This window comes from Mesorhizobium sp. M0991 (assembly GCF_040318915.1).
GTDB lineage: Bacteria > Pseudomonadota > Alphaproteobacteria > Rhizobiales > Rhizobiaceae > Mesorhizobium.
Genome location: NZ_JAMYNE010000006.1, coordinates 215,044 through 237,358, shown reverse-complemented (window position 1 = coordinate 237,358; position 22,315 = coordinate 215,044). Strand labels below are relative to the sequence as shown.

General features: G+C 61.6%; 27 protein-coding genes. 17 read left to right on the top strand and 10 right to left on the bottom strand.

The annotated features are described in order from the left end of the window. The first annotated feature begins 5 nt into the window (after positions 1 to 5). Both NKH70_RS12225 and tolA read left to right on the top strand, forming a co-directional pair. Positions 6 to 869 carry a glutathione S-transferase family protein gene (locus NKH70_RS12225; RefSeq protein ID WP_352714298.1) on the top strand — a complete coding sequence of 288 codons (864 nt, stop codon included), beginning with the start codon at positions 6 to 8 and terminating at the stop codon, positions 867 to 869. Between the two features lie 364 nt (positions 870 to 1,233). Continuing rightward, a complete protein-coding gene (tolA, locus tag NKH70_RS12220) occupies positions 1,234 to 1,638 on the top strand; it encodes a cell envelope integrity protein TolA (protein ID WP_352489333.1) in 405 nt (134 codons plus the stop codon). 137 nt (positions 1,639 to 1,775) lie between these two features. Here the strand turns inward: tolA and NKH70_RS12215 are convergent, their stop codons facing one another. Next, positions 1,776 to 1,991 carry a hypothetical protein gene (locus tag NKH70_RS12215; RefSeq protein WP_352468942.1) on the bottom strand — a complete coding sequence of 72 codons (216 nt, stop codon included), beginning with the start codon at positions 1,989 to 1,991 and terminating at the stop codon, positions 1,776 to 1,778. Positions 1,992 to 2,324: 333 nt separating this feature from the next. On the opposite strand from NKH70_RS12215, the gene NKH70_RS12210 reads away from it, so the two are divergent. Beyond that, entirely contained in the window at positions 2,325 to 3,296 is a 972-nt protein-coding gene (locus NKH70_RS12210) for a DUF2865 domain-containing protein (protein ID WP_352910042.1), read from the top strand. An 82-nt stretch (positions 3,297 to 3,378) separates the two neighbouring features. Here the strand turns inward: NKH70_RS12210 and NKH70_RS12205 are convergent, their stop codons facing one another. After that, a complete protein-coding gene (locus NKH70_RS12205; protein ID WP_352910045.1) occupies positions 3,379 to 3,732 on the bottom strand; it encodes a hypothetical protein in 354 nt (117 codons plus the stop codon). Between the two features lie 595 nt (positions 3,733 to 4,327). On the opposite strand from NKH70_RS12205, the gene pstS reads away from it, so the two are divergent. From pstS to phoB, 6 genes are read left to right on the top strand one after another with little or no spacing between them, the layout of a single operon-like run. Further along, complete coding sequence (gene pstS, locus NKH70_RS12200; protein ID WP_352517601.1) at positions 4,328 to 5,389, top strand: phosphate ABC transporter substrate-binding protein PstS; 1,062 nt, start codon at positions 4,328 to 4,330, stop codon at positions 5,387 to 5,389. 59 nt (positions 5,390 to 5,448) lie between these two features. Further along, positions 5,449 to 6,438, top strand: a complete 990-nt coding sequence (gene pstC, locus NKH70_RS12195) for a phosphate ABC transporter permease subunit PstC (protein ID WP_352451142.1) — start codon at positions 5,449 to 5,451, stop codon at positions 6,436 to 6,438. Between the two features lie 3 nt (positions 6,439 to 6,441). After that, entirely contained in the window at positions 6,442 to 7,293 is an 852-nt protein-coding gene (pstA, locus tag NKH70_RS12190; protein ID WP_023678532.1) for a phosphate ABC transporter permease PstA, read from the top strand. After that, a complete protein-coding gene (gene pstB / locus NKH70_RS12185; RefSeq protein WP_292655560.1) occupies positions 7,290 to 8,093 on the top strand; it encodes a phosphate ABC transporter ATP-binding protein PstB in 804 nt (267 codons plus the stop codon). Before pstA ends, pstB begins: the two co-directional genes overlap by 4 nt. A 32-nt stretch (positions 8,094 to 8,125) precedes the next feature. Then, the gene (gene phoU / locus NKH70_RS12180) at positions 8,126 to 8,833 is read left to right on the top strand and encodes a phosphate signaling complex protein PhoU (RefSeq protein ID WP_254816572.1); all 708 of its coding nucleotides are present in this window, start codon (positions 8,126 to 8,128) and stop codon (positions 8,831 to 8,833) included. 16 nt (positions 8,834 to 8,849) lie between these two features. Further along, positions 8,850 to 9,539 (top strand): phosphate regulon transcriptional regulator PhoB, encoded by a 690-nt coding sequence (gene phoB, locus NKH70_RS12175; RefSeq protein WP_031212149.1) that lies wholly within the window; start codon positions 8,850 to 8,852, stop codon positions 9,537 to 9,539. Positions 9,540 to 9,548: 9 nt separating this feature from the next. Here phoB and NKH70_RS12170 read toward each other — a convergent pair whose 3' ends face one another. Next, positions 9,549 to 10,793, bottom strand: a complete 1,245-nt coding sequence (locus NKH70_RS12170; RefSeq protein ID WP_352910050.1) for an ROK family protein — start codon at positions 10,791 to 10,793, stop codon at positions 9,549 to 9,551. A gap of 286 nt (positions 10,794 to 11,079) precedes the next feature. Between NKH70_RS12170 and xylF the strand changes: the two genes are divergently transcribed. The 4 genes from xylF to NKH70_RS12150 all read left to right on the top strand — a co-directional run bounded on the left by xylF (position 11,080) and on the right by NKH70_RS12150 (position 16,254). Continuing rightward, positions 11,080 to 12,120, top strand: a complete 1,041-nt coding sequence (xylF, locus tag NKH70_RS12165; RefSeq protein WP_292655550.1) for a D-xylose ABC transporter substrate-binding protein — start codon at positions 11,080 to 11,082, stop codon at positions 12,118 to 12,120. Positions 12,121 to 12,262: 142 nt separating this feature from the next. Further along, complete coding sequence (locus NKH70_RS12160) at positions 12,263 to 13,630, top strand: sugar ABC transporter permease (RefSeq protein ID WP_352910052.1); 1,368 nt, start codon at positions 12,263 to 12,265, stop codon at positions 13,628 to 13,630. A 77-nt stretch (positions 13,631 to 13,707) separates the two neighbouring features. Then, entirely contained in the window at positions 13,708 to 14,502 is a 795-nt protein-coding gene (locus NKH70_RS12155; RefSeq protein WP_352910054.1) for an ATP-binding cassette domain-containing protein, read from the top strand. A gap of 129 nt (positions 14,503 to 14,631) precedes the next feature. After that, the gene (locus NKH70_RS12150; RefSeq protein WP_352714283.1) at positions 14,632 to 16,254 is read left to right on the top strand and encodes a CHASE domain-containing protein; all 1,623 of its coding nucleotides are present in this window, start codon (positions 14,632 to 14,634) and stop codon (positions 16,252 to 16,254) included. 99 nt (positions 16,255 to 16,353) lie between these two features. Here the strand turns inward: NKH70_RS12150 and NKH70_RS12145 are convergent, their stop codons facing one another. From NKH70_RS12145 to NKH70_RS12120, 6 genes are all read right to left on the bottom strand, one after another. Then, entirely contained in the window at positions 16,354 to 16,599 is a 246-nt protein-coding gene (locus tag NKH70_RS12145; protein WP_006328050.1) for a YMGG-like glycine zipper-containing protein, read from the bottom strand. 82 nt (positions 16,600 to 16,681) lie between these two features. Then, positions 16,682 to 17,008: a hypothetical protein gene (locus NKH70_RS12140; RefSeq protein WP_352714281.1), complete on the bottom strand. Its 327-nt coding sequence runs from the start codon at positions 17,006 to 17,008 to the stop codon at positions 16,682 to 16,684. A 113-nt stretch (positions 17,009 to 17,121) separates the two neighbouring features. Continuing rightward, positions 17,122 to 17,292, bottom strand: a complete 171-nt coding sequence (locus NKH70_RS12135; RefSeq protein WP_352468954.1) for a hypothetical protein — start codon at positions 17,290 to 17,292, stop codon at positions 17,122 to 17,124. Positions 17,293 to 17,431: 139 nt separating this feature from the next. Continuing rightward, complete coding sequence (locus NKH70_RS12130) at positions 17,432 to 18,466, bottom strand: sensor histidine kinase (RefSeq protein WP_352451150.1); 1,035 nt, start codon at positions 18,464 to 18,466, stop codon at positions 17,432 to 17,434. Positions 18,467 to 18,657: 191 nt separating this feature from the next. Next, on the bottom strand, positions 18,658 to 18,822 hold the full coding sequence (locus tag NKH70_RS12125) for a DUF1328 domain-containing protein (RefSeq protein ID WP_023678541.1): 165 nt from the start codon (positions 18,820 to 18,822) through the stop codon (positions 18,658 to 18,660). A 241-nt stretch (positions 18,823 to 19,063) separates the two neighbouring features. Next, positions 19,064 to 19,858, bottom strand: a complete 795-nt coding sequence (locus NKH70_RS12120; RefSeq protein ID WP_353025334.1) for a response regulator — start codon at positions 19,856 to 19,858, stop codon at positions 19,064 to 19,066. Between the two features lie 215 nt (positions 19,859 to 20,073). On the opposite strand from NKH70_RS12120, the gene NKH70_RS12115 reads away from it, so the two are divergent. Together NKH70_RS12115 and NKH70_RS12110 are read left to right on the top strand one after the other, a co-directional pair. Further along, a complete protein-coding gene (locus NKH70_RS12115; protein ID WP_023720919.1) occupies positions 20,074 to 20,277 on the top strand; it encodes a NepR family anti-sigma factor in 204 nt (67 codons plus the stop codon). Positions 20,278 to 20,280: 3 nt separating this feature from the next. Further along, positions 20,281 to 20,832 carry a sigma-70 family RNA polymerase sigma factor gene (locus NKH70_RS12110; RefSeq protein WP_023678544.1) on the top strand — a complete coding sequence of 184 codons (552 nt, stop codon included), beginning with the start codon at positions 20,281 to 20,283 and terminating at the stop codon, positions 20,830 to 20,832. Positions 20,833 to 20,862: 30 nt separating this feature from the next. On the opposite strand, the gene NKH70_RS12105 is transcribed toward NKH70_RS12110, so the two are convergent. Next, on the bottom strand, positions 20,863 to 21,243 hold the full coding sequence (locus tag NKH70_RS12105; RefSeq protein ID WP_352714279.1) for a response regulator: 381 nt from the start codon (positions 21,241 to 21,243) through the stop codon (positions 20,863 to 20,865). A 227-nt stretch (positions 21,244 to 21,470) separates the two neighbouring features. Here NKH70_RS12105 and NKH70_RS12100 point away from each other — a divergent pair, with 227 nt between their 5' ends. Then, a complete protein-coding gene (locus NKH70_RS12100) occupies positions 21,471 to 21,797 on the top strand; it encodes an ElaB/YgaM/YqjD family protein (protein WP_023678546.1) in 327 nt (108 codons plus the stop codon). 10 nt (positions 21,798 to 21,807) lie between these two features. Then, a complete protein-coding gene (locus tag NKH70_RS12095; protein ID WP_352910059.1) occupies positions 21,808 to 22,287 on the top strand; it encodes a hypothetical protein in 480 nt (159 codons plus the stop codon). The last annotated feature ends 28 nt before the right edge of the window (positions 22,288 to 22,315 follow it).

Below are 22,315 nucleotides of genomic sequence, written 5' to 3'. Positions count from 1 at the left end.
ACATAATGGCAAAGACAGCAACGAAGAGTGCGAAAAAGCCCGCCGCCAAGGCAGCCAAGCCAGGAGCGAAGCCGGCGGCCAAAGCTGCCGTCAAGTCAGCGGCGAAAGTGGCAAAGCCGGCGGCAAAGGTCTCCGCCAAAAAGGCCGCGAAGGCCAAGGCGAAACCGGCGAAAAAGCCGGCGCTGATGCTCAGCATGCTGAAGCCGAGCGTCAACAATATGAGCGTTCGGGTGTTTGCACGCGCCGCCGGGCTCGACCATTCCGAGACCGACGTATGGGGCCATACGCGCTCGCCCGAATATATGGCGCGAAACCCGGCCCATTTGACGCCGATGATCGAGGACAAGGGCCTGCCGAGAGGTGTCTTGTGGGAAAGCTGCGCCATCATGCAGTACCTCGCCAACAAGCACGGGCTGGAGAAACTATATCCCAAGGCCCCGGCCAAGCGGGCAATGATCGACAGTGCCATGTTCTACCTGATCGGGACGCTCTACCCCTACGTGGCGCGCGCCACTTATCCTGCACTGAATTTCCCGCAATATGCCGGCGAGGTCGGCCACAGCGACGCTCATCCCGACAAGAAGTCGGAAGCCCAAAAGGCCGCTATAGAAGCGATAGCCGAGCCGCTGGAGGTGTTTCACAGCTTCTTCAGGAACGGCAAGCCGTTCATCGGCGGCAAGAACCCGTCGATCGCCGACATCCGCCTGGCGGCGACGCTCGAATTCCTCGCCGTCATCGACTATGCGCTGCCCCAATGGGCAAAAGACTATATGGCGGCGATCGAGAAGAAGCTCGGCAAGGCCTATGCCGAGCCGGCCGGCGATGTACGCGGCTATATCGCCTATGTGCGGTCGCAGGCCAACGCCTGAGGCACCTGCAGGCCGGCGATTGTGCGCACGTTCTGCAGGAGCCGGTAATGATCTGGGGTAATTCTTTTTTGCTCTCCCCTGTTTGCACGATGTGGGGAGCTTAAGGTTTCGTTAACCGAAACCCTTTCTACTGGTATTTACCTCCAGCCCGCGACCACGGATGTACTGGCGCGGATGGAAAGCAAAGGTCGGCTACTCGCCGGCCTTTTGCTTGTTGCAGCCTGCCGAAGTTGCGGCTGACGGCGCTTCACGACGCCTGCATGGCTGATGAAGCGCGTTGCCGCCATCTTGTCATCGCCGATGTCGGCCCTACCATCGAAGTTAGTCACGTCCTCGAGGGCGGTTCAAGGACAGAGGCCCTGTCATGAAAAGCATTGCTGGAATGGTGGTGATTGCAGGCGCCATGCTGGCGGGTGCAGCCGGTCAATCGAATGCAGCGACGCTCAACACCATGCCCGAGGTCGGGGCTGCCATCCAGGCGTGCTGGACCCCGCCGGCGAATGCCGGGAATTCCACCGTCACCCTGAGCTTCAGCTTCAGGCGCAATGGCACGCTGATCGGCCGGCCCAAGCCGACCGCCATCCGCGTGGCCGGCGACGAGAAGGCACGGCAGGCTTTTGTCGATGCGGCGATTGCGGCCGTGGACCATTGCCTGCCGTTGAGCCTTTCACCGGCGCTGGCTGAAGGCATCCCGGGCAAGGTGTTCACTCTGCAATTCAACTCGCCCAAACAAAAACAGCCTGCAACGCGAGTGCAGGCTTCGCCTTGATCTTTTCCGACAACCGGATTCCACTTTTCGGGATCTAGTGCATGTCGCGCAAAAGTGTGCAGCGGTTTTGCGACAACGACATGCATAAAACAAGAACCTAAGCGCGTCGCATGAGGCCCGATCGATCGCGATGCGCTTTAGTGGCGGCTTCGTCTGGCCTCGACATGTCGCGCCAGTTCCGGCATCTCGAAGACATAGTCGCTCCAGGCCGATTCCGGTATCTGGCCGGCGAGATAGCACTCCAGCAAAAGCCTCTGCTCGTGGTCGAGTGGCCTCGGTGCGCGTTCATGGTCCAACCCAAGTGAATGGAACAGATTCCTGGTCAGGTCCGCGACAGTGAAGTGGATCGACATTTGCGGTCTCCTCCTTTGGCCGTTCAACGCCGAACTTGGGGCTAAGGTTTCAGCAACGGCCGGCCGGTAACGCCGGATTGATCGCGCTGCGGAACCAGCCGCGCGCATCAAACTTCGCCGTGGCGGGCGTCCGCCGGCGTTGCTGCCGGTTCGTCTCAATCTTGAAATAAAAATGTAATATTGAATTTACGTCAGTGGATATAATACACTAGAACTAAAGTCTCTGGCGGCGGCGTGGTCTACTTTAATTAGATAAAACTGATTTAGCCAGTACTTATCCATAGTCGACAAAGAAATCTTGTTCTCGGCGCAACAAGGATAATGGTCGTTCCAATGACACGCTTCTGGCCTCTCACGATTTTGATGCTGGTGTTGGCAATAGCCGTTGCGCTCGGTACGTCCTCCTCCTATGCGGATAGCTGCGGCGCCATCAGGAGCCAATTGCTTTCGGCGGGGCGCGGCGCCGGGACCAGCCCCGAGCTTGCCCAACTGCGCCGGCAACTCGCCGCGATTCAAAGGCTGGAGAGACAGCGCCGATGCACGGCGAAAACGGCCGGCTTCTTCTTCAACCCTTGCGCCGACCTGGTCGCCAGCAAGGCGGAGGTGCAACGGCAGATCGCCAGACTGTCGAATTCGGGCAGGGACACGTCCGGATTGAAGGCCAGGTTTGTCGCGCTGGGTTGCGCCGCCCCCGCTGCCAAGAAACAGCCGGCGCAGCAGCGCACAGCACCCAAAACCCAGTCCGCAGGCGCAACAATTGGCGGCAATCGGATGCTGTTTTGCGTTCGCTTGTCGGACGGATATTTCTTCCCCGCGCCAAAATCGCAGTTCGCCAAGAGCGACGATCTGAAGGAAACGGTCGATCAGTGCCGCTATATCTGCGACGATGCCGGCGTCGACCTCTATACGCTGAGCGACGCCACTCGCGAGACCGAAGAGATGATCGCGCTCGAGTCGGGAAAGCCCTATGTGGAGCTACCTGCCGCGTTCCGGTACCGCGACGACGCGAACTTCAAGGCCTGTGACGTCAAGCGCTATTACCGGCGCGTCGCCGAACTCAGGGCACGAACCGTGACACCGGCCAACATGACCAACGCCATCATTCCGTTGCCGACGGCAAAGCCGGATTTTGATGTCGTCGCGGAAATTCCTGAGTCCGGGATCGAAGCCGCCGGTGCCGCTCCCTCAGGGGCCAAAACGCCGGCTGCCGAGGTGCAAGGGGCTGCCCAGCATCAGTCGATCGAAAGGGCGATCGGAGCGCGGCCAGTGAGAGTGGTCGGCCCGGCCTTTTTCCCGGCGGACTGACCTAGGCGGGCGAAACGGCGAACGGCTGGCCGAATAGCCGCTTCAAGGCCTGGAGCCGTGCGCATCGACCGATATCGGCTGGTTATTCGCAGACCATGCGGGCCCGTTTGCCGGGCTCGCTGACATTCCTGCAGGTGAGCGGCTTCGCCGGCTGCGATGACAGCATGGGCGGATTGTTGGCGACCCTCCTCCGTGGCGCTGCAACGGAAGCTGCGCTCCTGCGCACCGCCGGCCTTTTCGGCGTTTGCGGCGCCACTGGAAAGACGTCGGTCTCCAACTGCGACTGTTCGGTTTGCGCCTGCGGCGAAGGCCGGTCCCAGAACCGGCGAACATCGAGCGGCTTGGGAATGATCACAGTGCCGTCATAGCTGCGCGCGCAGCCGCTTCCCAGAGGCAGCGCCAGGCACAGGAAGACAGGCAGAATCCGTCGAAACATCAGCAACACCCCTGCAAGCTTATAACGCTGCTTCGGCCTAACCGACAACCGGCGGAATAGTGCGGAGGGAGTAGATAGGGTGAAGTAGAAGTCGTCGCACTTCCAGTCGAAGCCCTGCTCGATTCGTCAACGCTTCCAGCGTAAAGCCATGGTGCGATCGCACCATACCAAAGCCGCGCTCAGTGGCGACAATGGGATATTCGAAGTTCCGCTCCTCCAGTTACGGGCGGGAGCAGCGACCGCCGGCAAGAAACAGGGTCAGATTTACCCCAACGGACCTGTTTCGGCGATGGCTCGGCCATGACACGTTCTGGCTGCATGCAACGCGCTCCCGTCCGGTTTTTTTCTTTTAAAGCCGGTTGCTGCGATCGCCGAGCAGACGATGCCGGCCGGAATTCACGCAAGCTGCTGATTCCAGCGGCAAACCGCGGCCCATGCCGACAAAGGCCGCGGCCGCTCCTTCTTAACCCGGCTGGACGACGTTACCGGAGCGACATGAAACTGTCATGCGACTGTAATAATCGGGGGCTATTGGCCTCAGCGGGCGCCGGAGGAATGGCGCCGAGAGACCATATTCCGAACAGGAGCAGGCCACATGAGACATTTCATCCGCTCGGCGGCCGTTGCGATTGCAATGGCTGCGGCGACGACCACCCTCACCCTGTCCGCCGCGCTCGCCGCGGACATCTCCGGCGCCGGCGCCACCTTCCCCTACCCGATCTATGCGAAGTGGGCCGACACCTACAAGAAAGACACAGGCGTTGGCCTTAACTACCAGTCGATCGGTTCCGGCGGCGGCATCAAGCAGATCAAGGCCAAGACCGTCACCTTCGGCGCTTCGGATGCGCCGCTCAAAGGCGAAGAGCTTGAAGCGTCCGGACTGGCTCAGTTCCCGATGGTGATGGGCGGCATCGTTCCCGTCGTCAACCTCGAAGGCATCAAGCCGGGCGAGTTGGTTCTCGACGGCCCGACGCTGGCCGACATCTTCCTCGGCAAGATCACGAGCTGGGATGACGAGGCGATCAAGAAGCTCAATCCCGACGTCAAGCTGCCTTCGCAAGCGATAGCGGTCGTTCACCGTTCCGATGGTTCGGGCACGACGTTCAACTTCACATACTACCTCGGCGACGTCAGCGCGGACTGGAAAGAAAAGGTCGGCGTCGACAAGGCCGTGGAATGGCCCGTTGGCATCGGCGCCAAGGGCAATGAGGGCGTTGCCAACAACGTCTCCCAGACCGGCGGCGCGATCGGCTATGTCGAATACGCCTATGCCAAGCAGAACAAGCTCACCCACACCGACATGATCAACAAGGACGGCAAGAAGGTCGAGCCTGCCGCGGCGGCGTTCTCGGCGGCAGCGGCCAATGCCGACTGGAGCTCGCAGCCGGGCTATGGCGTCATCCTCGCCAACGAGCCGGGCGCCGAGTCCTGGCCGATGACGGCGGCGACGTGGATACTCCTGTACAAGAAGCCGGACGACGCCGCGACCACCGCCGAAGCCCTTAAATTCTTCGCCTGGGCATATGACAAGGGCGACGAGATGGCCGGCGAGCTGGACTACGTTCCGATGCCCGACAAGGTGGTCGAGAGCGTCAAGGCCATGTGGGCCAAGGAAGTCGTCGGCAGCGACGGCAAGCCGCTCTACTCGGCTATGTAATGTCCTTCAGGGAGGGCGTCGACGGCGCCCTCCCTGTTGCCTTCAATCGCGAGGACCCAATGACCATCGCTTCCGATGCCATGCCATCATCTGCAGCAGCCCGGGCGAGGGAAGCTACGGTCCGGCGCTTCGCGCTCACAGATGCCATATTCCGCGGACTCACCCGCGCTTCCGCAATTCTGGTGCTGGTCATCCTCGGCGGTGTCGCGATCTCGCTGTTTGCCGGCTCATGGCAGGCGCTGTCGTCCTTCGGTTTTTCTTTCCTGACGACTGAGAGCTGGAATCCGGTCACGGAAAAATTTGGCGCACTGGCGCCGATCTACGGCACCCTGGTAACGGCGGCCATCGCCATCCTGATCGCGGTTCCGATCGGCATCGGCATTGCCGTGTTTCTCACCGAGCTCTGCCCGCGCCCGCTCAGGCGCCCGATCGGCATAGCGGTCGAGCTATTGGCCGGCATTCCGTCGATCATCTATGGTATCTGGGGCCTGTTCGTGTTCGCGCCGTTCCTGCAGACGACGATACAGCCCTTCATCATCAACATCTTCCACGGCGTGCCGGGACTATCCAGCCTTTTTGCCGGCCCTCCTTACGGCATCGGCCTTCTGACCTCGGCGCTGATCCTCGCCATCATGGTGTTGCCCTTCATCACCTCGATCACCAAGGACGTCTTCGATACAGTGCCGGCGGTGCTCAAGGAATCGGCCTACGGCATCGGTTGCACGACTTGGGAAGTGACCCGGCGCGTGGTCATTCCCTATACCCGCATCGGCATCATGGGCGGCGTCATGCTTGGCCTCGGCCGGGCGCTCGGCGAGACCATGGCGGTGACCTTCGTCATCGGCAACGCGCACCGCATCAGTGCCTCTCTGTTCGCGCCGGGCACGACGATCTCGGCGACCATCGCCAATGAATTCACGGAGGCCGACGGCGACCTCTACACCTCCTCGCTGGTTTCGCTCGGCCTGATCCTGTTCGTCATCACCTTCCTGATCCTTGCCGCCGCCCGCTATATGCTGATGCGGATCGACGCCCGTACGGGAGCCTGACCGATGTCGACATCCTCATCGCTCCACAGCCGCCGCAAAGCCAGGAATTCGGTGATGATGGCGCTTTGCGTCGTCGCCGCCGGCATCGGGCTTGCCTGGCTGGCGCTCATCCTCGGCGCGCTGGTCTATAAGGGTACGGCCGGGCTTTCGCTCGCGGTCTTCACCGAGATGACGCCACCACCCGGCGAGGCCGGCGGCCTGCTCAATGCCATCGCGGGCAGCCTGCTGATGACGATCATCGCCGTTGTCGTCGGCACGCCGATCGGCGTGCTGGCGGGAACCTACATGGCCGAGTATGGACGCTTTTCGCGCATCACCACCGTCGTCCGCTTCATCAACGACATCCTGTTGTCGGCGCCGTCGATCATCATCGGCTTGTTCGTCTATGAGCTGATGGTGCGGCCAATGGGACATTTCTCGGCCATTGCCGGCGCCGTGGCGCTTGCCATCCTGGTCATTCCGGTGGTCGTGCGCACCACTGAAGACATGCTCAACCTGGTACCGAACGCGTTGCGTGAAGCCGGTGCCGCGATCGGCGCGCCGCGCTGGGTGGTGATCCGTTCGGTCGCCTATCGCGCCGCATTGTCCGGCATCGTCACCGGTATATTGCTGGCGATAGCACGCATTTCCGGCGAGACGGCGCCGCTGCTCTTCACCGCGCTCAACAACCAGTTCTGGAGCAGCAATATCAACGCGCCGATGGCCAGCCTGCCGGTGACCATCTTCCAGTTCGCTCTCAGCCCTTACGAGGAATGGCAGCAGCTGGCGTGGACCGGCGCACTCATAATCACCCTGACGGTTCTGGGCTTGAGCATCCTCGCCCGCAGCCTTACCGGACGCAGAGAGGACAGATGACACAGATGTTGTCCCCGGACATGACGATGACCGAAACGGTCGCCGAGAAGACGAAGATCGAGGTCAAGAACCTCAACTTCTACTACGGCCAGAGCAAGGCGCTGAAGGACATTAGCCTGTCGCTGCCCGAGCGCAGTGTCACGGCCTTCATTGGGCCTTCGGGCTGCGGGAAATCGACGCTGCTGCGTGTGTTCAACCGCATCTATGAGCTCTACCCGAAACAGACAGCCGAGGGCCAGGTGCTGCTCGACGGCAAGAATATTCTCGACCGGTCGCAGGATCTCAATCTGCTGCGCACCAAGATCGGCATGGTGTTCCAGAAGCCGACGCCGTTCCCGATGTCGATCTACGAGAACATCGCCTTCGGCGTCAGGCTCTACGAGAATCTCGGCAAGTCCGAGATGGACGGCCGCGTCGAACAGGCGTTGAAGCGCGCCGCGCTGTGGAGCGAGGTCAAGGACAAGCTCAACGCCAGTGGCTTGAGCCTGTCCGGCGGCCAGCAGCAGCGGCTCTGTATCGCCCGCACCGTGGCCGTGAAGCCGGAAGTCATTCTGCTCGACGAACCGGCTTCGGCGCTCGACCCGTTGTCGACGGCCAAGATCGAGGAACTGATCGACGAATTGCAAGCCGACTACACGATCGTCATCGTCACTCACAACATGCAGCAGGCGGCGCGCGTGTCGCGCCAGACCGCCTTCATGTATCTGGGTGAGCTGGTCGAGTTCGACCGGACCGAGAAGATCTTCACGTCGCCCCGCGAGAAGCGCACGCAGGACTACATCACCGGCCGCTTCGGCTGAGCCGTTCCGATCATGCATATGAGGACAGGACCATGGGCGAACACACAGTCGCTTCTTTCGACGAGGATCTCGAGCAGATCAGCAAGCTGATCCGCGACATGGCCGACCTCGCCGGTTCGATGGTCGGCGGGGCGACCAAGGCCCTGTTGAATTCCGACAACGTGCTGGCGCAACGCGTCGTTTCCGACGACGCCATCATGGATGCGCGTCAACGCGAACTGGACGATCGCGCCATCACCCTGATCGCCAAACGCCAGCCGATGGCCCACGATCTTCGCCATGTCGTCGGAGCGATCCGTATGGCCGGCGACCTCGAACGCATCGGCGACCTTGCCAAGAACATCGCCAAGCGTGTGAGTGCGGTCGGCCTCAGCGTCACGCCGCGCGACCTGTCGCATTCCATCGACGCGATGGCGCAGCTGGTGCTCATCCAGGTGCAGGGCGTCATTGAGGAATATGCCGCAGGCGATGCGGCCGCGTTGGCCAAGCTGCGTGCCGCAGACGAGCGCATCGACGTCAAATACACGTCCGTGTTCCGCGAGCTGTTGACCTACATGATGGAAGATCCGCGCAACATCACCGCTTGCACGCATCTGCTGTTCTGCGCCAAGAATCTGGAGCGGATCGGCGACCATGTCACCAACATCGCCGAAAATGCGTATTATGTGCTGACCGGCGAGCAATTGCCGGTCAATCGTCCGAAGCAGGACGAAACGACAATGTCCGCGCCGGTGACATAATGGGGGTGCCCAGCCGATGATCGCACCACGCATAATGGTGGTGGAGGACGAGGAGCCGTTGGGTGTGCTGCTCCGCTACAATCTCGAATCCGAAGGCTACCAGGTCGAGGTGGTGACACGCGGCGACGAAGCCGAGATCCGTTTGCAGGAGAATGTGCCCGATCTTCTGGTGCTCGACTGGATGATACCAGCGGTTTCCGGCATCGAGCTCTGCCGCCGGTTGCGGGTGCGCCCCGAAACCGAGCGGCTGCCGATCATCATGCTGACCGCGCGCGGCGAGGAGAGCGACCGGGTGCGCGGTCTTTCGACCGGCGCCGACGACTATCTGGTCAAACCATTTTCGACACCGGAATTCATGGCCAGGGTCAAGGCGCTGCTGCGGCGCGCCAAGCCGGAAGTGTTGTCAAGCGTGCTGAAGGTCGGCGACATCGTGCTCGATCGCGAATCGCACAGGGTCTATCGCAAGAAGAGCGAAATCAGGCTCGGGCCGACCGAATTCCGGTTGCTCGAGTTCATGATGCGGCATCCGGGCCGCGTCTTCTCGCGCAGCCAGTTGCTCGATAATGTCTGGGGCGAGACGATCTATATCGACGAACGCACCGTCGACGTGCATGTCGGCCGGCTGCGCAAAGCCGTCAACAACGGCCGCATGCCTGATGTCATCCGCACCATCCGCGGTGCCGGCTACGCGATCAGGGAAGATTGATCCGCCGGGTCAGGCCACGTTCTTTCTGACGCGGGGCCTCATTTGCGCGCCCGGCGCGAAAATCTCCTGGTCGACGAAGCTTAACGCCCGCATCGCACAGCCTTCGCGGATCAGCGGCAATTCGTTCGGCTCGGTATCGAAGGAGATCGAACCCGAATGCTGGCCGCCGGCGGTCTGGGCGATGGCCTGGCGCAAGGCCGGCTCGATCAGATCGAAGGCGGCGGCACTGGCGCCGACCATCGCGACCGGTGCCGGATCGATCAGCGCGAACAGCGAGCCGAGACCGAAACCCAGCGCCTCGCCGGCCTTGCGGTAGGCCTCGCGTTCCGGCCCATCCTTCTCGCGCGCCCGGGCCGCCAGCGCGCGCATGTCGGCGTCGCTGACGTCGGCGATGGGTTCGCTGTCTTCGCTCATCTGCCTGGCGTTGCGCCAGATGGCGTAGTTGCCGGCATAGGCCTCGATGCAGCCGCGCCGCCCGCATCGGCAGAGCGCGCCGCCCGGACGATGGATCATGTGGCCAAACTCGCCGCCGGAGGAATGCGTGCCGGTGAACAGCTCGCCCTTCAACACCAGCCCCATGCCGATGCCGTGCGAAAGCAGGATGGCGATGAAGTCGTCGCGATAGCGATCCGGATCGCGCCAGCGCAAAGCCACCGCCATCATATTGCAGTCGTTCTCCACCGTGGCCGGGATGCCGAATTGATCTTCCAGCATATCGGCAAAGGCGATGTCCGTCTGCGGCGTGATCGGCGACCACAGCATGGCGCGTGCAGGGGAGTCGGTAATGCCCTGAATCGCCAGGGCGATGCGGGCGACACTGCGGACGTCAAGGTCTGGATCCTCCAGCCGGCGCCGGACGACGGCCATGCATTCGCGGATCAGCTCGTCGCGCGGCATGGTCAGCGTGTCCAGCCGGCGCTGTTCCTCGGCTACGACGTGTCCCGCATAGTCGATGATGGCGGCCGACAGGAAATTGAGCGACAACACCACGGTCAGCACCGCCGCCGCTTCCGGGTTGAGGGCGAGGCCGACCTGCGGACGACCGCGTTTCAACGAAACGGGCTCGCTTGCCTTGCTCTCGGCGAGGATGCCTTCCCGTATCAGGTCGGAGGAGATCGCCGATATGGTCGAATGGCTGAGGCCGGTGGCTGCGGCGATCTCCGTACGCGATGGCTGGCCAACCCGGCGGACTGCCGAGATCACCATCGCCCGGTTGCGCCGGCGCAAATCGTCATGGCGGATTCCGACCGACATCGTTTTGCTTTCCTCCCGGTTGCCGCGGCCGCTCATGAACCGGAAGCCGTCGGTAATGTCCGACAAATAGTGTCGGATGCAGGCAAATAGTGTCAGATGCAGGTGGCGCTGTCATCGTTTATTCCGACGCTCGAAAAAACTCTCAGACTCATCAAAATCCATCAGAATCGATGTTGACAGCAGCCGGAGATCGGGCCAGTATTTTTTCGAGGCTCGAAAAAATTAGGGGCCTCTAAGCTGGTCTTTGGGCCAATGGTCACGCCGTACGCGGCGCAGGGAGGATATGATGAAGAAATTCACGACCGCCATTCTGGCGGGTGTCGCCATGACGCTGGCGCTGGCGTCGGTGGCGCAGGCTAAAGACAAGGTCATCGGCGTTTCCTGGTCGAACTTCCAGGAAGAGCGCTGGAAGACCGACGAGGCCGCAATGAAGGCGGCCATCGAGGCCGCCGGCGACAAGTATATTTCCGCCGACGCACAGTCCAACCCCGGCAAGCAGCTCACCGACGTCGAGAGCCTGATCTCGCAGGGCGCCAACGCACTGATCATCCTGGCGCAGGACGCCTCGGCCATCGGGCCGGCCGTGCAAAAGGCGCTGGACGAAGGTATTCCGGTTGTCGGCTACGACCGGCTGATCGAGAACAAGGACGTCTTCTACCTGACCTTCGACAACAAGGAAGTCGGCCGCATGCAGGCCCGCGAAGTGTTCAAGGTGAAACCGGAAGGCAACTACGTCTTCATCAAGGGCTCGGGCGCCGATCCGAATGCCGATTTCCTGTTTGCCGGTTCGATGGAAGTACTGAAGGACGCAATAGACAGCGGCAAGATCAAGAATGTCGGCGAGGCCTATACCGACGGCTGGCTGCCGGCCAACGCCCAGAAGAACATGGAACAGTTCCTGACCGCGAACGACAACAAGGTCGATGCAGTGGTCGCGGCCAATGACGGTACTGCCGGCGGCGTCGTCGCCGCATTGACGGCGCAAGGGCTGGCCGGATCTGTTCCGGTTTCGGGCCAGGACGGCGACCACGCCGCGCTGAACCGCATCGCGCTCGGCACGCAGACCGTGTCGGTGTGGAAGGATGCGCGCGAGCTCGGCAAGAACGCCGCCGAGATCGCCTCGCAACTGGCCGACGGCAAGCAGATGACCGACATTGCCGGCGTGAAGGATTTCACCACGCCCGGCGGCAACACCGTAAAATCCCTGTTCCTGACCCCGGTCGCCATCACCAAAGATAACCTCAACGTCGTCATCGATGCCGGCTGGATCAAGAAAGAAGAGGTCTGCGCGGGTGTGGCGGCGGGCACTGTTGCGGTCTGCAACTGACCCGACGTTTCCGAGAAGTCCGAACGCCGCGGCCGCTCGCCGCGGCGTTTTTTCAACAAGAGTTGTTTTTCCGCTTCCGGCGGATAACTTCTAGGCTGCTTCCGGCATCCGCGGCAGACGGCAACCCGGCGGGAGAAACATAATGACCGACACGACTTCCAACACGCCGGTCGACAGCTCGACCGCAGACCGGGCGCGGGAATCCGAGCTCGGCATCGTTGCCCGATTTCTCAAGGCAACCGAACTCGACACGCGCATGCTCGGCATGGTCGGCGCGCTGCTGGTCATCTGGGTCGGCCTGCATGTCGTTTCTAGCGTACGGCTCGGCGTCAATCCGTTCGAGTTCGACAGCCGGACCTTCCTGACGCCACGCAATCTCTGGAACCTGTCGGTGCAGACTTCCGCCGTGGCCATAATGGCCGCCGGAATGGTGCTGGTTATCGTCATGCGCAATATCGACCTGTCGGTCGGCTCCGCCGAAGGCCTGATCGGCGTGGTCATGGGCTTTGCGCAGGTGCATTTCCTGGTGCGAATGGTCGGTCTGCAATTAGGCAACCCCTGGATCTGGATCGTGGCGCTGGCCATCGGCCTGGCGCTTGGCCTTCTGATCGGAGCGTTCCAGGGATACATCATCGCTTATCTCGAGGTGCCGGCCTTCATCGTGACGCTGGGCGGCCTTCTGGTCTGGCGGGGTGCCGCATGGTGGGTCGCCAGTGGGCAGACGATTGCGCCGCTTGATGCCACTTTCCAGCTGATGGGCGGCGGACCGGCGGGTTCGATCGGCGCGCGATGGAGCTGGATCGTCGGAATTGTCGCATGCCTTGCGGTTGTGTTCATGCTGCTCAACGGGCGGGTGCAGCGCAAGCGGTTCCGCTTCCCGTTACGCCCGATCTGGGCCGAGACGTTCCTCGGGGCCGTCACTTGCCTTGTCATCATGGGCGCCATATGGCTCGCCAATTCCTATCCTTGGCCGGTCGGCATCGTGAACAGATATGCGGCGGCCAACAATATAACCGTTCCCGAAGGCGGGTTGTTCATCGCCCATGGCATCGCCATACCCGTGCTGATGGCTGTAGCCGTAGGGCTGATCATGACCTTCATCGCCAAGCGTACCCGTTTCGGCCGCTATGTCTTCGCCATCGGCGGCAATCCGGAAGCAGCCAACCTTGCCGGTATCAACACGCGCTGGGTGACTATGAAGGTGTTCATGATCATGGGCGTGCTGGCGACGATCGCCGCAGCGATCTCGTCAGCCAGGCAGAACTCGTCGACCAATGCGCTGGGCACGCTGGACGAGCTCCTGGTTATCGCGGCGGCGGTGATCGGCGGCACGTCGCTCGCCGGCGGCTCCGGCACCGTGCTCGGCGCCATGCTCGGCGCGCTTTTGATGCAGTCGCTGCAATCCGGCATGGTGCTACTCGGCATCGATTCGCCGCTGCAGAGCATTGTTGTCGGCGCCGTGCTGGTGGTCGCGGTGTGGCTCGATACCGTCTATCGCAAACGGGTCTGAGCATGATCCCGCAAGGTGGAAACCGGCTTTCGGACAAGATCATGCTCAAGCAGGATCTATAGGGAGGAAGAACAAGCATGGCAGACAAGACCGCTCCCACGCCGCTGATCGACATGCGCAACATTTCGATCGCCTTCGGCGGCATTCGCGCCGTCGACGATGCCTCGGTCGATCTTTTCCCGGGCGAGGTGATGGCTTTGCTCGGCCATAACGGTGCCGGCAAATCGACGTTGATAAAAATCCTGTCCGGCGCCTACAAGCGCGATGCGGGCCAGATTTTCGTCAACGGCGAGGAGGCTTCGATCTCCAACCCCCGCGACGCCAAGAAGTACGGCATCGAGACGATCTACCAGACGCTGGCGCTGGCCGACAATGTCGATGCGGCCGCCAACCTGTTTCTCGGCCGCGAGTTGATGACCGCCTGGGGTACGCTCGACGACGTCGCCATGGAGGCTGAGGCGCGCAAGGTGATGGGTAGGCTTAATCCGCGTTTCCAACGCTTCAAGGAGCCGGTGGTAAAGCTCTCGGGGGGCCAGCGGCAGTCGGTTGCGATCGCCCGCGCCATCCTGTTCAACGCCCGCATCCTGATCATGGACGAGCCGACGGCGGCACTCGGGCCGCAGGAGACGGCACAGGTCGGCGAACTGGTCAGGCAGCTCAAGGCCGACGGCATCGGCATCTTCCTGATCAGCCACGACATCCATGACGTGTTCGAGCTTGCCGACCGTGTCTGCGTCATGAAGAACGGTCGGGTTGTCGGCACGGCACGCACGACCGACGTCACCCAGGACGAAGTGCTCGGCATGATCATCCTCGGCAAGTGCCCACCCGGCGCCATTCCGGGGCCGGGCGCCCTGAAGATCGCCGCATGAATGAGAATTAGCCGGCTAATCACAAGCCGCCAAAATATGCCAGCCGTCACCATGCTTTGGCCTCGCCATTGTGTTGGCGTCGGGACTTGCCCATAAAGATGCCGAACCGTCCACGGGACGTATCAGCAATTGAAGAAGCTTTTTCCGACCGTCGCTTTTATCGCCGTCGCGCTGATCAGCCTGACGATGGCGGGTTTTGCCTATTTTGCCACCCAGGAGGCGGCCCGCATAAAATTCGAGGCGACGGCCGACGACGCGCTTAACCGGATTGAAAGCCGCATCGACCTGGACCTGTCGCTGCTGCGCTCAACCCGGGCGCTGTTCGACGCGCGCAATGGCGGTATCTCGCAAGGCGAGTTCAAGGCTTTCTTCAAAGCGCTCGACATCGACAATAATTTCGCTGGCCTGCGCGGCATCGGCTTCCTCCGCCTGGCGAAGACGGGAAACGAGGCGGCGGTCGAGCGCGATATCCTGCACGATCACGGCGCAAGCCATCCGATCTATCCCGACACGAACTTGCCGTGGCGTACGCCCATCGTGCTGTTCGAACCGCTGGATCCGTCCAATAAATCCAGCATCGGCTACGACATGTTTGCCGGGCCGGTGCAGCGCGAGGCGATCGAAAAGGCGATGGCCGACGACCAGCAGCATGCCAGCGGGCTCGTGCAGCTCGGCAAGGATACGGGTGCCGCGCAGACCTTTGCCGGGTTCCTCGTCTTCGTCCGGCTCAATGTGGAAACCGCGCCGGACGCCGTAAACGCGTCGAGATCCTCGACTGCCGGCTTCCTTTATGCGGCCTTCCGCGCCCGTGACCTGTTCCAGGCTGCGCTCAGCCGGGCACCATTGCTGCCGGTCAACACCGAGATCTATGACGGCACGGTGGACAGCGACAACCTGCTGTTCCAGTCGGAAACGCCGCCTGTTTCGAGCCTCGGCGACAGGCTGCTGGTCACCCGCAAGATCACGGTCGCCGGCCGGCAGTGGGTCGTCCTGTTCAGGCCGACAAGTGCTTTCTCGCAACCTTCCTCGCGCGCCATCCCGGTGATGCTCGGATTGTTCGGGCTGCTGCTTGCCGGCGCCATTGCGCTGGTGGCCCGCTATCAGGAGCGGGCCTATGAGGCGGTCTCGCTGCTTCACGAAACGACCGAAAAGAGCCTGCTGGAAAAAGACCTGATGCTGCAGGAGATGAAGCATCGCATCAAGAACTCGATCACGCGGGTGCTGGCAATCGCGCGCCAGACAGCATCGCACACCGCCGACGTCCAGGAATTCTCGACGTCTTTCTCGGCCCGGCTGCAGGCGATGGCGGCTTCCCAGGACATGTTGACGCGCTCACGCTGGCAGAAAGCCGATCTCGGCGACCTGCTGCGCATCGAGCTTGGCCAGGTGTTCGGCAGCGAGCTTCCTGAAGGGCTGTTGTCGGGACCGGAGGTTCTTCTCGACGAAAAGACGACGCAGGCACTCGGCCTCGTCTTTCATGAACTGGCGACGAATGCGCTGAAGCATGGCGAGGCCGGCAATTCAGTCGGTGCGCTGAAGGTCGACTGGTCGCTCGAAGGCCGCGGCGGCGCCCGGACATTGGCTCTCAACTGGCGTGAGGCCGGTCAGAAGAAGCTCGAGACACCGGCAAAGAGCGGTTTTGGCACCAGACTGATCGATCTCAATGTCACACGCGAATTGCGTGGCACAATCAGGCGCGATTTTCGCGAAGATGGCTTGAACGTCGAAATCAAGGTTCCGCTGCCGGCCTGAAACGCCGCCTCATGACCCGCGTCGCAACAGCGCCTTAAAAGGGCAAACGCGGAGACAGGTGGCCCGTCTCCGCGTTTGCTGTTCGCCTGGAGCTCGAAACTAGTTGCAGCGAGCTGTGTAGATCCGGCCGTGACGATCTCTGTACTGGCAGTAGCCATTTTGCAGACGGCGAACGAGCAGACCGCCAATCGCACCAGCGCCGGCGCCGATCAAAGCGCCCTTGCCGCCGCCGACAGCGCCGCCAATGAGCGCGCCGCCCACAGTGCCGATACCCACGTTCTCTTCCGTGGTGGTGCAGCCGCTGACCGCAACCACGGCAACCATGGCAATAATCATCTTCCGCATGGAGTCATCCTCACTTTTGTCCTCACTTTAATAAGCTCCAGCCGCCATTTAGCATGAAAGTACGGCCTTTGCCCGCACGATTTCATTGTTGATTAAGATAGTCTTTTTCGGGGCGTGCGCCGTTCGATGCTACCACGAACCCGGAAATCTCCAAGGACGCATCGAGCGTGCCGTCGGGACGCACGTTCCAGATGATGCTGTCATAGTCGTCCTCGAGCGCAGGATCGACGGCAAGGCATCTGGCGACGACATATTGGGCTTGGCCCTGCAGGTCGATGACCGCGAATGGGCGCGCGGTCATGCACTCGGCAGTGGTTTCGAAAACGCTTACCGGCGCCGGCAATTCACGGCACGCGGTCATGGCATTCGAACAGCCGACAACCAGCAGCAAGGCGGCAATGTGCTCCATGGCGGGACCCTCTCGCCATGGAAACGGCCAAAATCCCTCAAAGTTCCTGTGACGACAGAGCGATCAAGCAGACGTGAGCAGCGGAAGCCGGCGGCGGACCTTGGCGAGCTCGATCAGATCAGCTGGGACGCGGCGGTCAGGACGATAGCGGCCATAAGCGCGACGGCGGCGAAGCGGAGGGGCGATGCACGAGGCGCGGGCGCTGCGGACGCGTCGGGATCCTGAAAACCGCTCATCGAGACGCGAGCGGCGTGTTCCAGTCTGTTCAAGTCGGCAGCCGTCAAGGCCCATTCCTTTCATATTGTGCCAAACTCAATCGATGTCCGGTGGATCGGCACGTTCGGACAGGATCGGACCTTATGGTGAACAGTCGGTTAAGGTTGGCGATGCGTAGCAAGCCTTCTCGCGCCGACCGCCGTTCGTTCAATCCGTCTCGAAATTGCCGTGAGGAACGACAAGGCGGTATTCGAGGCGGTTCCCGGTGATCTCAAGTGTCGCCGTTCCATTCAAAGAAGTGGGCACGACGCGTTCAAGCGCGACGCTGCCAAAACGCTTCTCGCTACGTTGATTGTCGTTGGCTCCGATCACTTCGGCCCATGTCAGCGACAGCGCAGGCTCGCCAGCGGAAGCTGCCGTCAGATCGGCCGTCACCTCGACGAAACCGTCGCTGCGCGACAGTGCGCCATAGCTGACCGAATTGACGGCGAGCTCATGCATGGCCAAGCCGATGTGCAAGGCGGCATTGGGGTTGAGATATGGATTTGCGCCGCGGAAGCGTAGGCTGTGCAAGGGGTCCGCGCCGTACCTGCCGACCTGACCGGAAACCAGCTCGCGCAGCGCCGCTCCCCGCCAATTGGATGACGTAACCAGGTCCTGCGAGGAGGCCAGCGACTGCAATCGGCCCCGGAAACGCGTCAGGAAATCGTCAATGCTGCCGGAATAACGGCCCGTCTGGGTGGCGATGCTCTGGATGATGGCCAAAAGGTTCTTGGAGCGATGACTGACTTCGCGCAGCAGCGCCTTCAACGTCTGCTCCCGGCGTTTCTGCTCGGTTGTTTCGACCATGGTGGTCACGACGCCCTGCACCGCGCCGGTCTCGCTGCGGTCGGCGTCTATCCACACCTGAAACCAGCGGGCGCCGTCATCGGCCGGCACGCTGAGTTCGAGATGTTGAGGATTGCCGGAGACGATGACGTCGTGCTTAGCGGCGCCGATACGCTCCGCCTGCGCCGGCGGCAAGATGCCGTTGTTGTCGGAGGCATCGGAAGTCCATGGGGCGCGCATGTTGCGCGCCCACACCGTCTTCATTTCGCGATCCTGGTATAGGACGGAAATCCCGGCATTGTGCAGTGCATGGAGAAGTGCCCGGCCAAGCTGCATTCCGCTTTCGGCGGGATGCAAAGCGATGATCTCATCACTCTGGCCGCGGTCTTTCATTTTTCCGACTCTGGAACGCATCGGTCAATTTGCTCAACCCATGTCGGGCTGAACGGCTCGCGGAAAAATGGGTTCCAAAAGGAGGAGCTTCGTATCAAGCCTTAAAAAGCGGTCCGCCGAGCGGCATCCCGTTAGAGGACACTGCCCGGCGGTGGCTGGAAACCGTTTGAGGGGTGCGGCTTCCAGTGTTCGCTTGAATGGCCGCTTGGCATTCACGCTCGTCTGATCAGGCCGGCAATAAGCGATATGATCAGGAAGGCGAGAAAGATGAAGAACAATATCTGCGCTATACCGGCCGAGGTGCCAGCGATACCGCCGAAACCAAGCGCACCGGCGATGATCGCCACGACGAGAAATACGAGCGCCCAGTAAAGCATGATCCATCTCCTTCCAATGCTGCGGTGAAAACGTGATTCGCCTCCGTTTGTTCCACCATTTTCCGAAAAAGACGATGCTGAAAATCGTTATGGCCCGAATTGCTGCGGTGTGTGCGAAAAGGTCCTCGTCAGGTTCGGCAGCAGTTGGCTGTCGTGTGTTAAGCCGGCGTCACGCCCCCATCCGGTCCAAGGGGAGTGGCTATCCCACACCCTGGCGGCCGCAACTCGGCCGCTAGCTGTTTTATGCTGCGGCTTTCGCGTGCCGGTCAAAGAACAGGGCCTGGCTGATAAGAGCCTTGACCATATCCGGATTGAACGGCTTGGTGACGAGGAAAGCCGGTTCCGGCCGCTCGCCGGTGAGCAGGCGCTCGGGAAAGGCGGTGATGAAGATCACCGGCACCGAGGTCGACGATAGGATCTCATTGACGGCCGCGATGCCCGAACTGCCGTCGGCAAGCTGAATATCGGCAAGCACCATCTTTGGCCTCGCCTTGCCGAACATCGCCACCGCCTCGGCGTGGGTGCGCGCCGTTCCGACGACGCGGTGGCCGAGGCTTTCGACCATTTCTTCGATATCCATGGCGATCAGCGGCTCATCCTCGATGATCAGCACGTCGGTTGCCACCTGACGGGAGATCTCGTTGCTCGCCTGCGCGAGAAGTTCGGAGAATTCCTGTTCGTCGACTTCGAGAATCTCCGCCGCCTCGTCTTCGCTGAAGCCTTCGACCGCGACCAGCAGAAAGGCTTGGCGGGGACGAGGCGCAATTGCATTCAGATTGGCTGCGGCGCGCTGTTCCCATGCCGACTGGGCATGCTCCTGCGGAACGCGAATGGCCACTGAGGTGAAGAGCTTGGCAAAGACCTTGTAGAGCGCGATGCGGTCGTTCGATGCGTCCGGAAAGATGTCGACATCGGCAATGATGGCCTCGAGCATTGCGGCGACCAGCGCGTCGCCGCTCTCCTGCGATCCGGATACGGCGCGCGAGAAGCGGCGCAGGAACGGCAGGTGCGGAGCGATGGTTGCTGATAGGCTCATATCGGACGTCTCCCTCATATGACGTGATTGCATGTTATAGCTAAAAACGGCTCGCAACCCCAAAGTTAGAAACGCGGGTTGTGCGAAAAAGTTCCGGTCATGCGGAACTAAGTATGCGGGCTGGCGTTTAGGGCGGGGTTGGGCAACCAGACGAGGCTGCCGCTTGCCTTGCGTTATGTGTTGAAGGGCGGCTTAAGGCTGGGACAAAGGGCGAAATGAAGAACATGACGAAAGCTACCACGGCTGGCGTTGGCAACGGGCGCCGGGCTGCTTCCCGCGACCCGCTTGGGCCGAACTCGGAAATCGGCCGCAAACTCAAACAATACTACGACGAGCTGGTCTCCGACAATGTGCCGGATCGCTTCGCCCAACTGCTCAGCCAGTTGGAAAAGGCCGAACCTGTGCAAAAGAAGGACTGAGGCATGGCGGCCGTCTCCCAGGGCTTCAAGACCGACTTGCTCGGCTCGATCCCGAGCCTGCGGGCTTTTGCCGTGTCGCTGACGCAAAACGCCGACAAGGCCGACGACCTGGTGCAGGAAACGTTGGTCAAGGCCTGGGACAAGCATGAAAGCTTCCAGCCCGGCACCAATCTGAAGGCATGGCTGTTCACGATCTTGCGCAACGAATTCTATTCGCAGATGCGCAAGCGCGGCCGCGAGGTGCAGGACAGCGATGGCGTCATGACGGCCAGGCTTGCCGTTCATCCGGCCCAGCACGGCCAGCTTGACCTCGAAGACTTTCGCGGCGCGCTCGAGTTGCTGCCCGAAGACCAGCGCGAAGCCATTATCCTCATCGGCGCATCGGGCTTTTCCTACGAGGAAGCGGCCGAGATCTGCGGTTGCGCCGTCGGAACGATCAAGAGCCGCGTCAGCCGCGCCCGCACTCGGCTGCAGGAAATCCTGAAGATCTCCGGTGAAGACGAGTATGGCCCGGACGCAATTTCGGCTCAGGTAACCGGGTCGACGGCTGCGTGAAGCGTGGCCGTGTTCGAACCGCTCCGCGCCTCAGCGGAGAGGCGTTCGCCTGCGGGCCGCCGCCACTGCTTCGACGAGATCGTCTCCCGAATAGGGCTTGGTGACCAGTCTGACGCCGGGAAAGGATTTCTTGATCTCGTCGGTATCCGAATAGCCCGAGGCGAAGACGAACGGGATGCCCGCTTCACGCAGCCGCGAAGCAAATTGGAGCGTCGAAACGCCGCTCAGCATGAGGTCGACGATGGCCACATCGAACTGCGCGGCAACGTCTTGCTGTTCGATCTCAGTCAGATCACGGGCGATGACCACATCGAGCGCGCCGTAGTCGCGGCAAAGCTGCTCGATATCCATGGCAATCAGGAACTCATCTTCCAGGATAAGAATCCGCAAACCGTCAAGTGATGCGCGCACGCAGCAATATCTCCTTGAATGCGTCTCTAACGTGAAACGGGGGAAGTCATGATCGTTATTTGGCATGCTGTCATTTAAAAAAGACGTGCCGGCGCGGATGCGTCGGCCTCGGCCCGTGCAAGGCATTTGCAACGCGCGCTGCCGGAGATAGGGTTAGAAGAGGTTCGTGCCGGAACCTTGGGGTCTGTCGAGCGTTTCGACCGAGCAAAAGCATGGAGAGTGAAGCAATGGCGACTGCCGCAGGAAAGGCCGCGAACGAAGCCCGCACGAATTCCGATATTGAGGCCGACATCGCACAACTGAAGGCCGACATCGACCAACTTACCAAGCTGTTGGCCAAAACTGGCGAACATGGCTACGGGGCAGCACGGCGAGCCGCGGCCGAAAGCGTCGAGCAGTTGCGAACCCAGGGCGAGGCAGCCTTCGACAGCCTGCGCAGCAACGCCAGGGACATCGAGGCGCAGATGATAGCGCATATGCGCGAAAAACCGGTGACTTCGCTGGCGATCGCCGCAGGCGTCGGATTCCTCTTCGCGCTTCTCGCTCGCCGCTAGTTCTGCACGCATGGGAATGCTTGCATCGCTGATCTCGGGCCTCGCCTCGGGCGAAACCATTGCGGCGGTGCAACGCGCGCGCGTCGCTGCGATTGTCTATTCGGTCGCAGCGCTCGCGGCGCTGTGCGGCCTCGGCTTCCTGGTCGGGGCGGCCTATATCTGGACGGCGGCCCGCTATGGGCCGATGGCAGCCTCCCTGAGCTTCGGGATCGGCTTTCTGGCAATCGCCGGTCTCATCCTGCTCGTCTACCGGATGTCGGCTGGCTCGCGCGCCAGACGCCGGGCGAAGCGACGCAACGCCGACATGAAGGCTATCGGCATCACTGCGGCACTCGCCGTGCTGCCGGCGCTGCTCAAGGGCAAAGGTGGCCCGGGAAAGGCTGGACTGAGCGCGATTCTCGGCCCGGCGATAGCACTCGCTGCTTACGCCATCTACCGCGAGAACGTGAAGCGCGGCTCCGATGATCCGGATACCGGCAAACGGGAATAGTTCGGAGGGGATAGTTCGGGGCAAACGA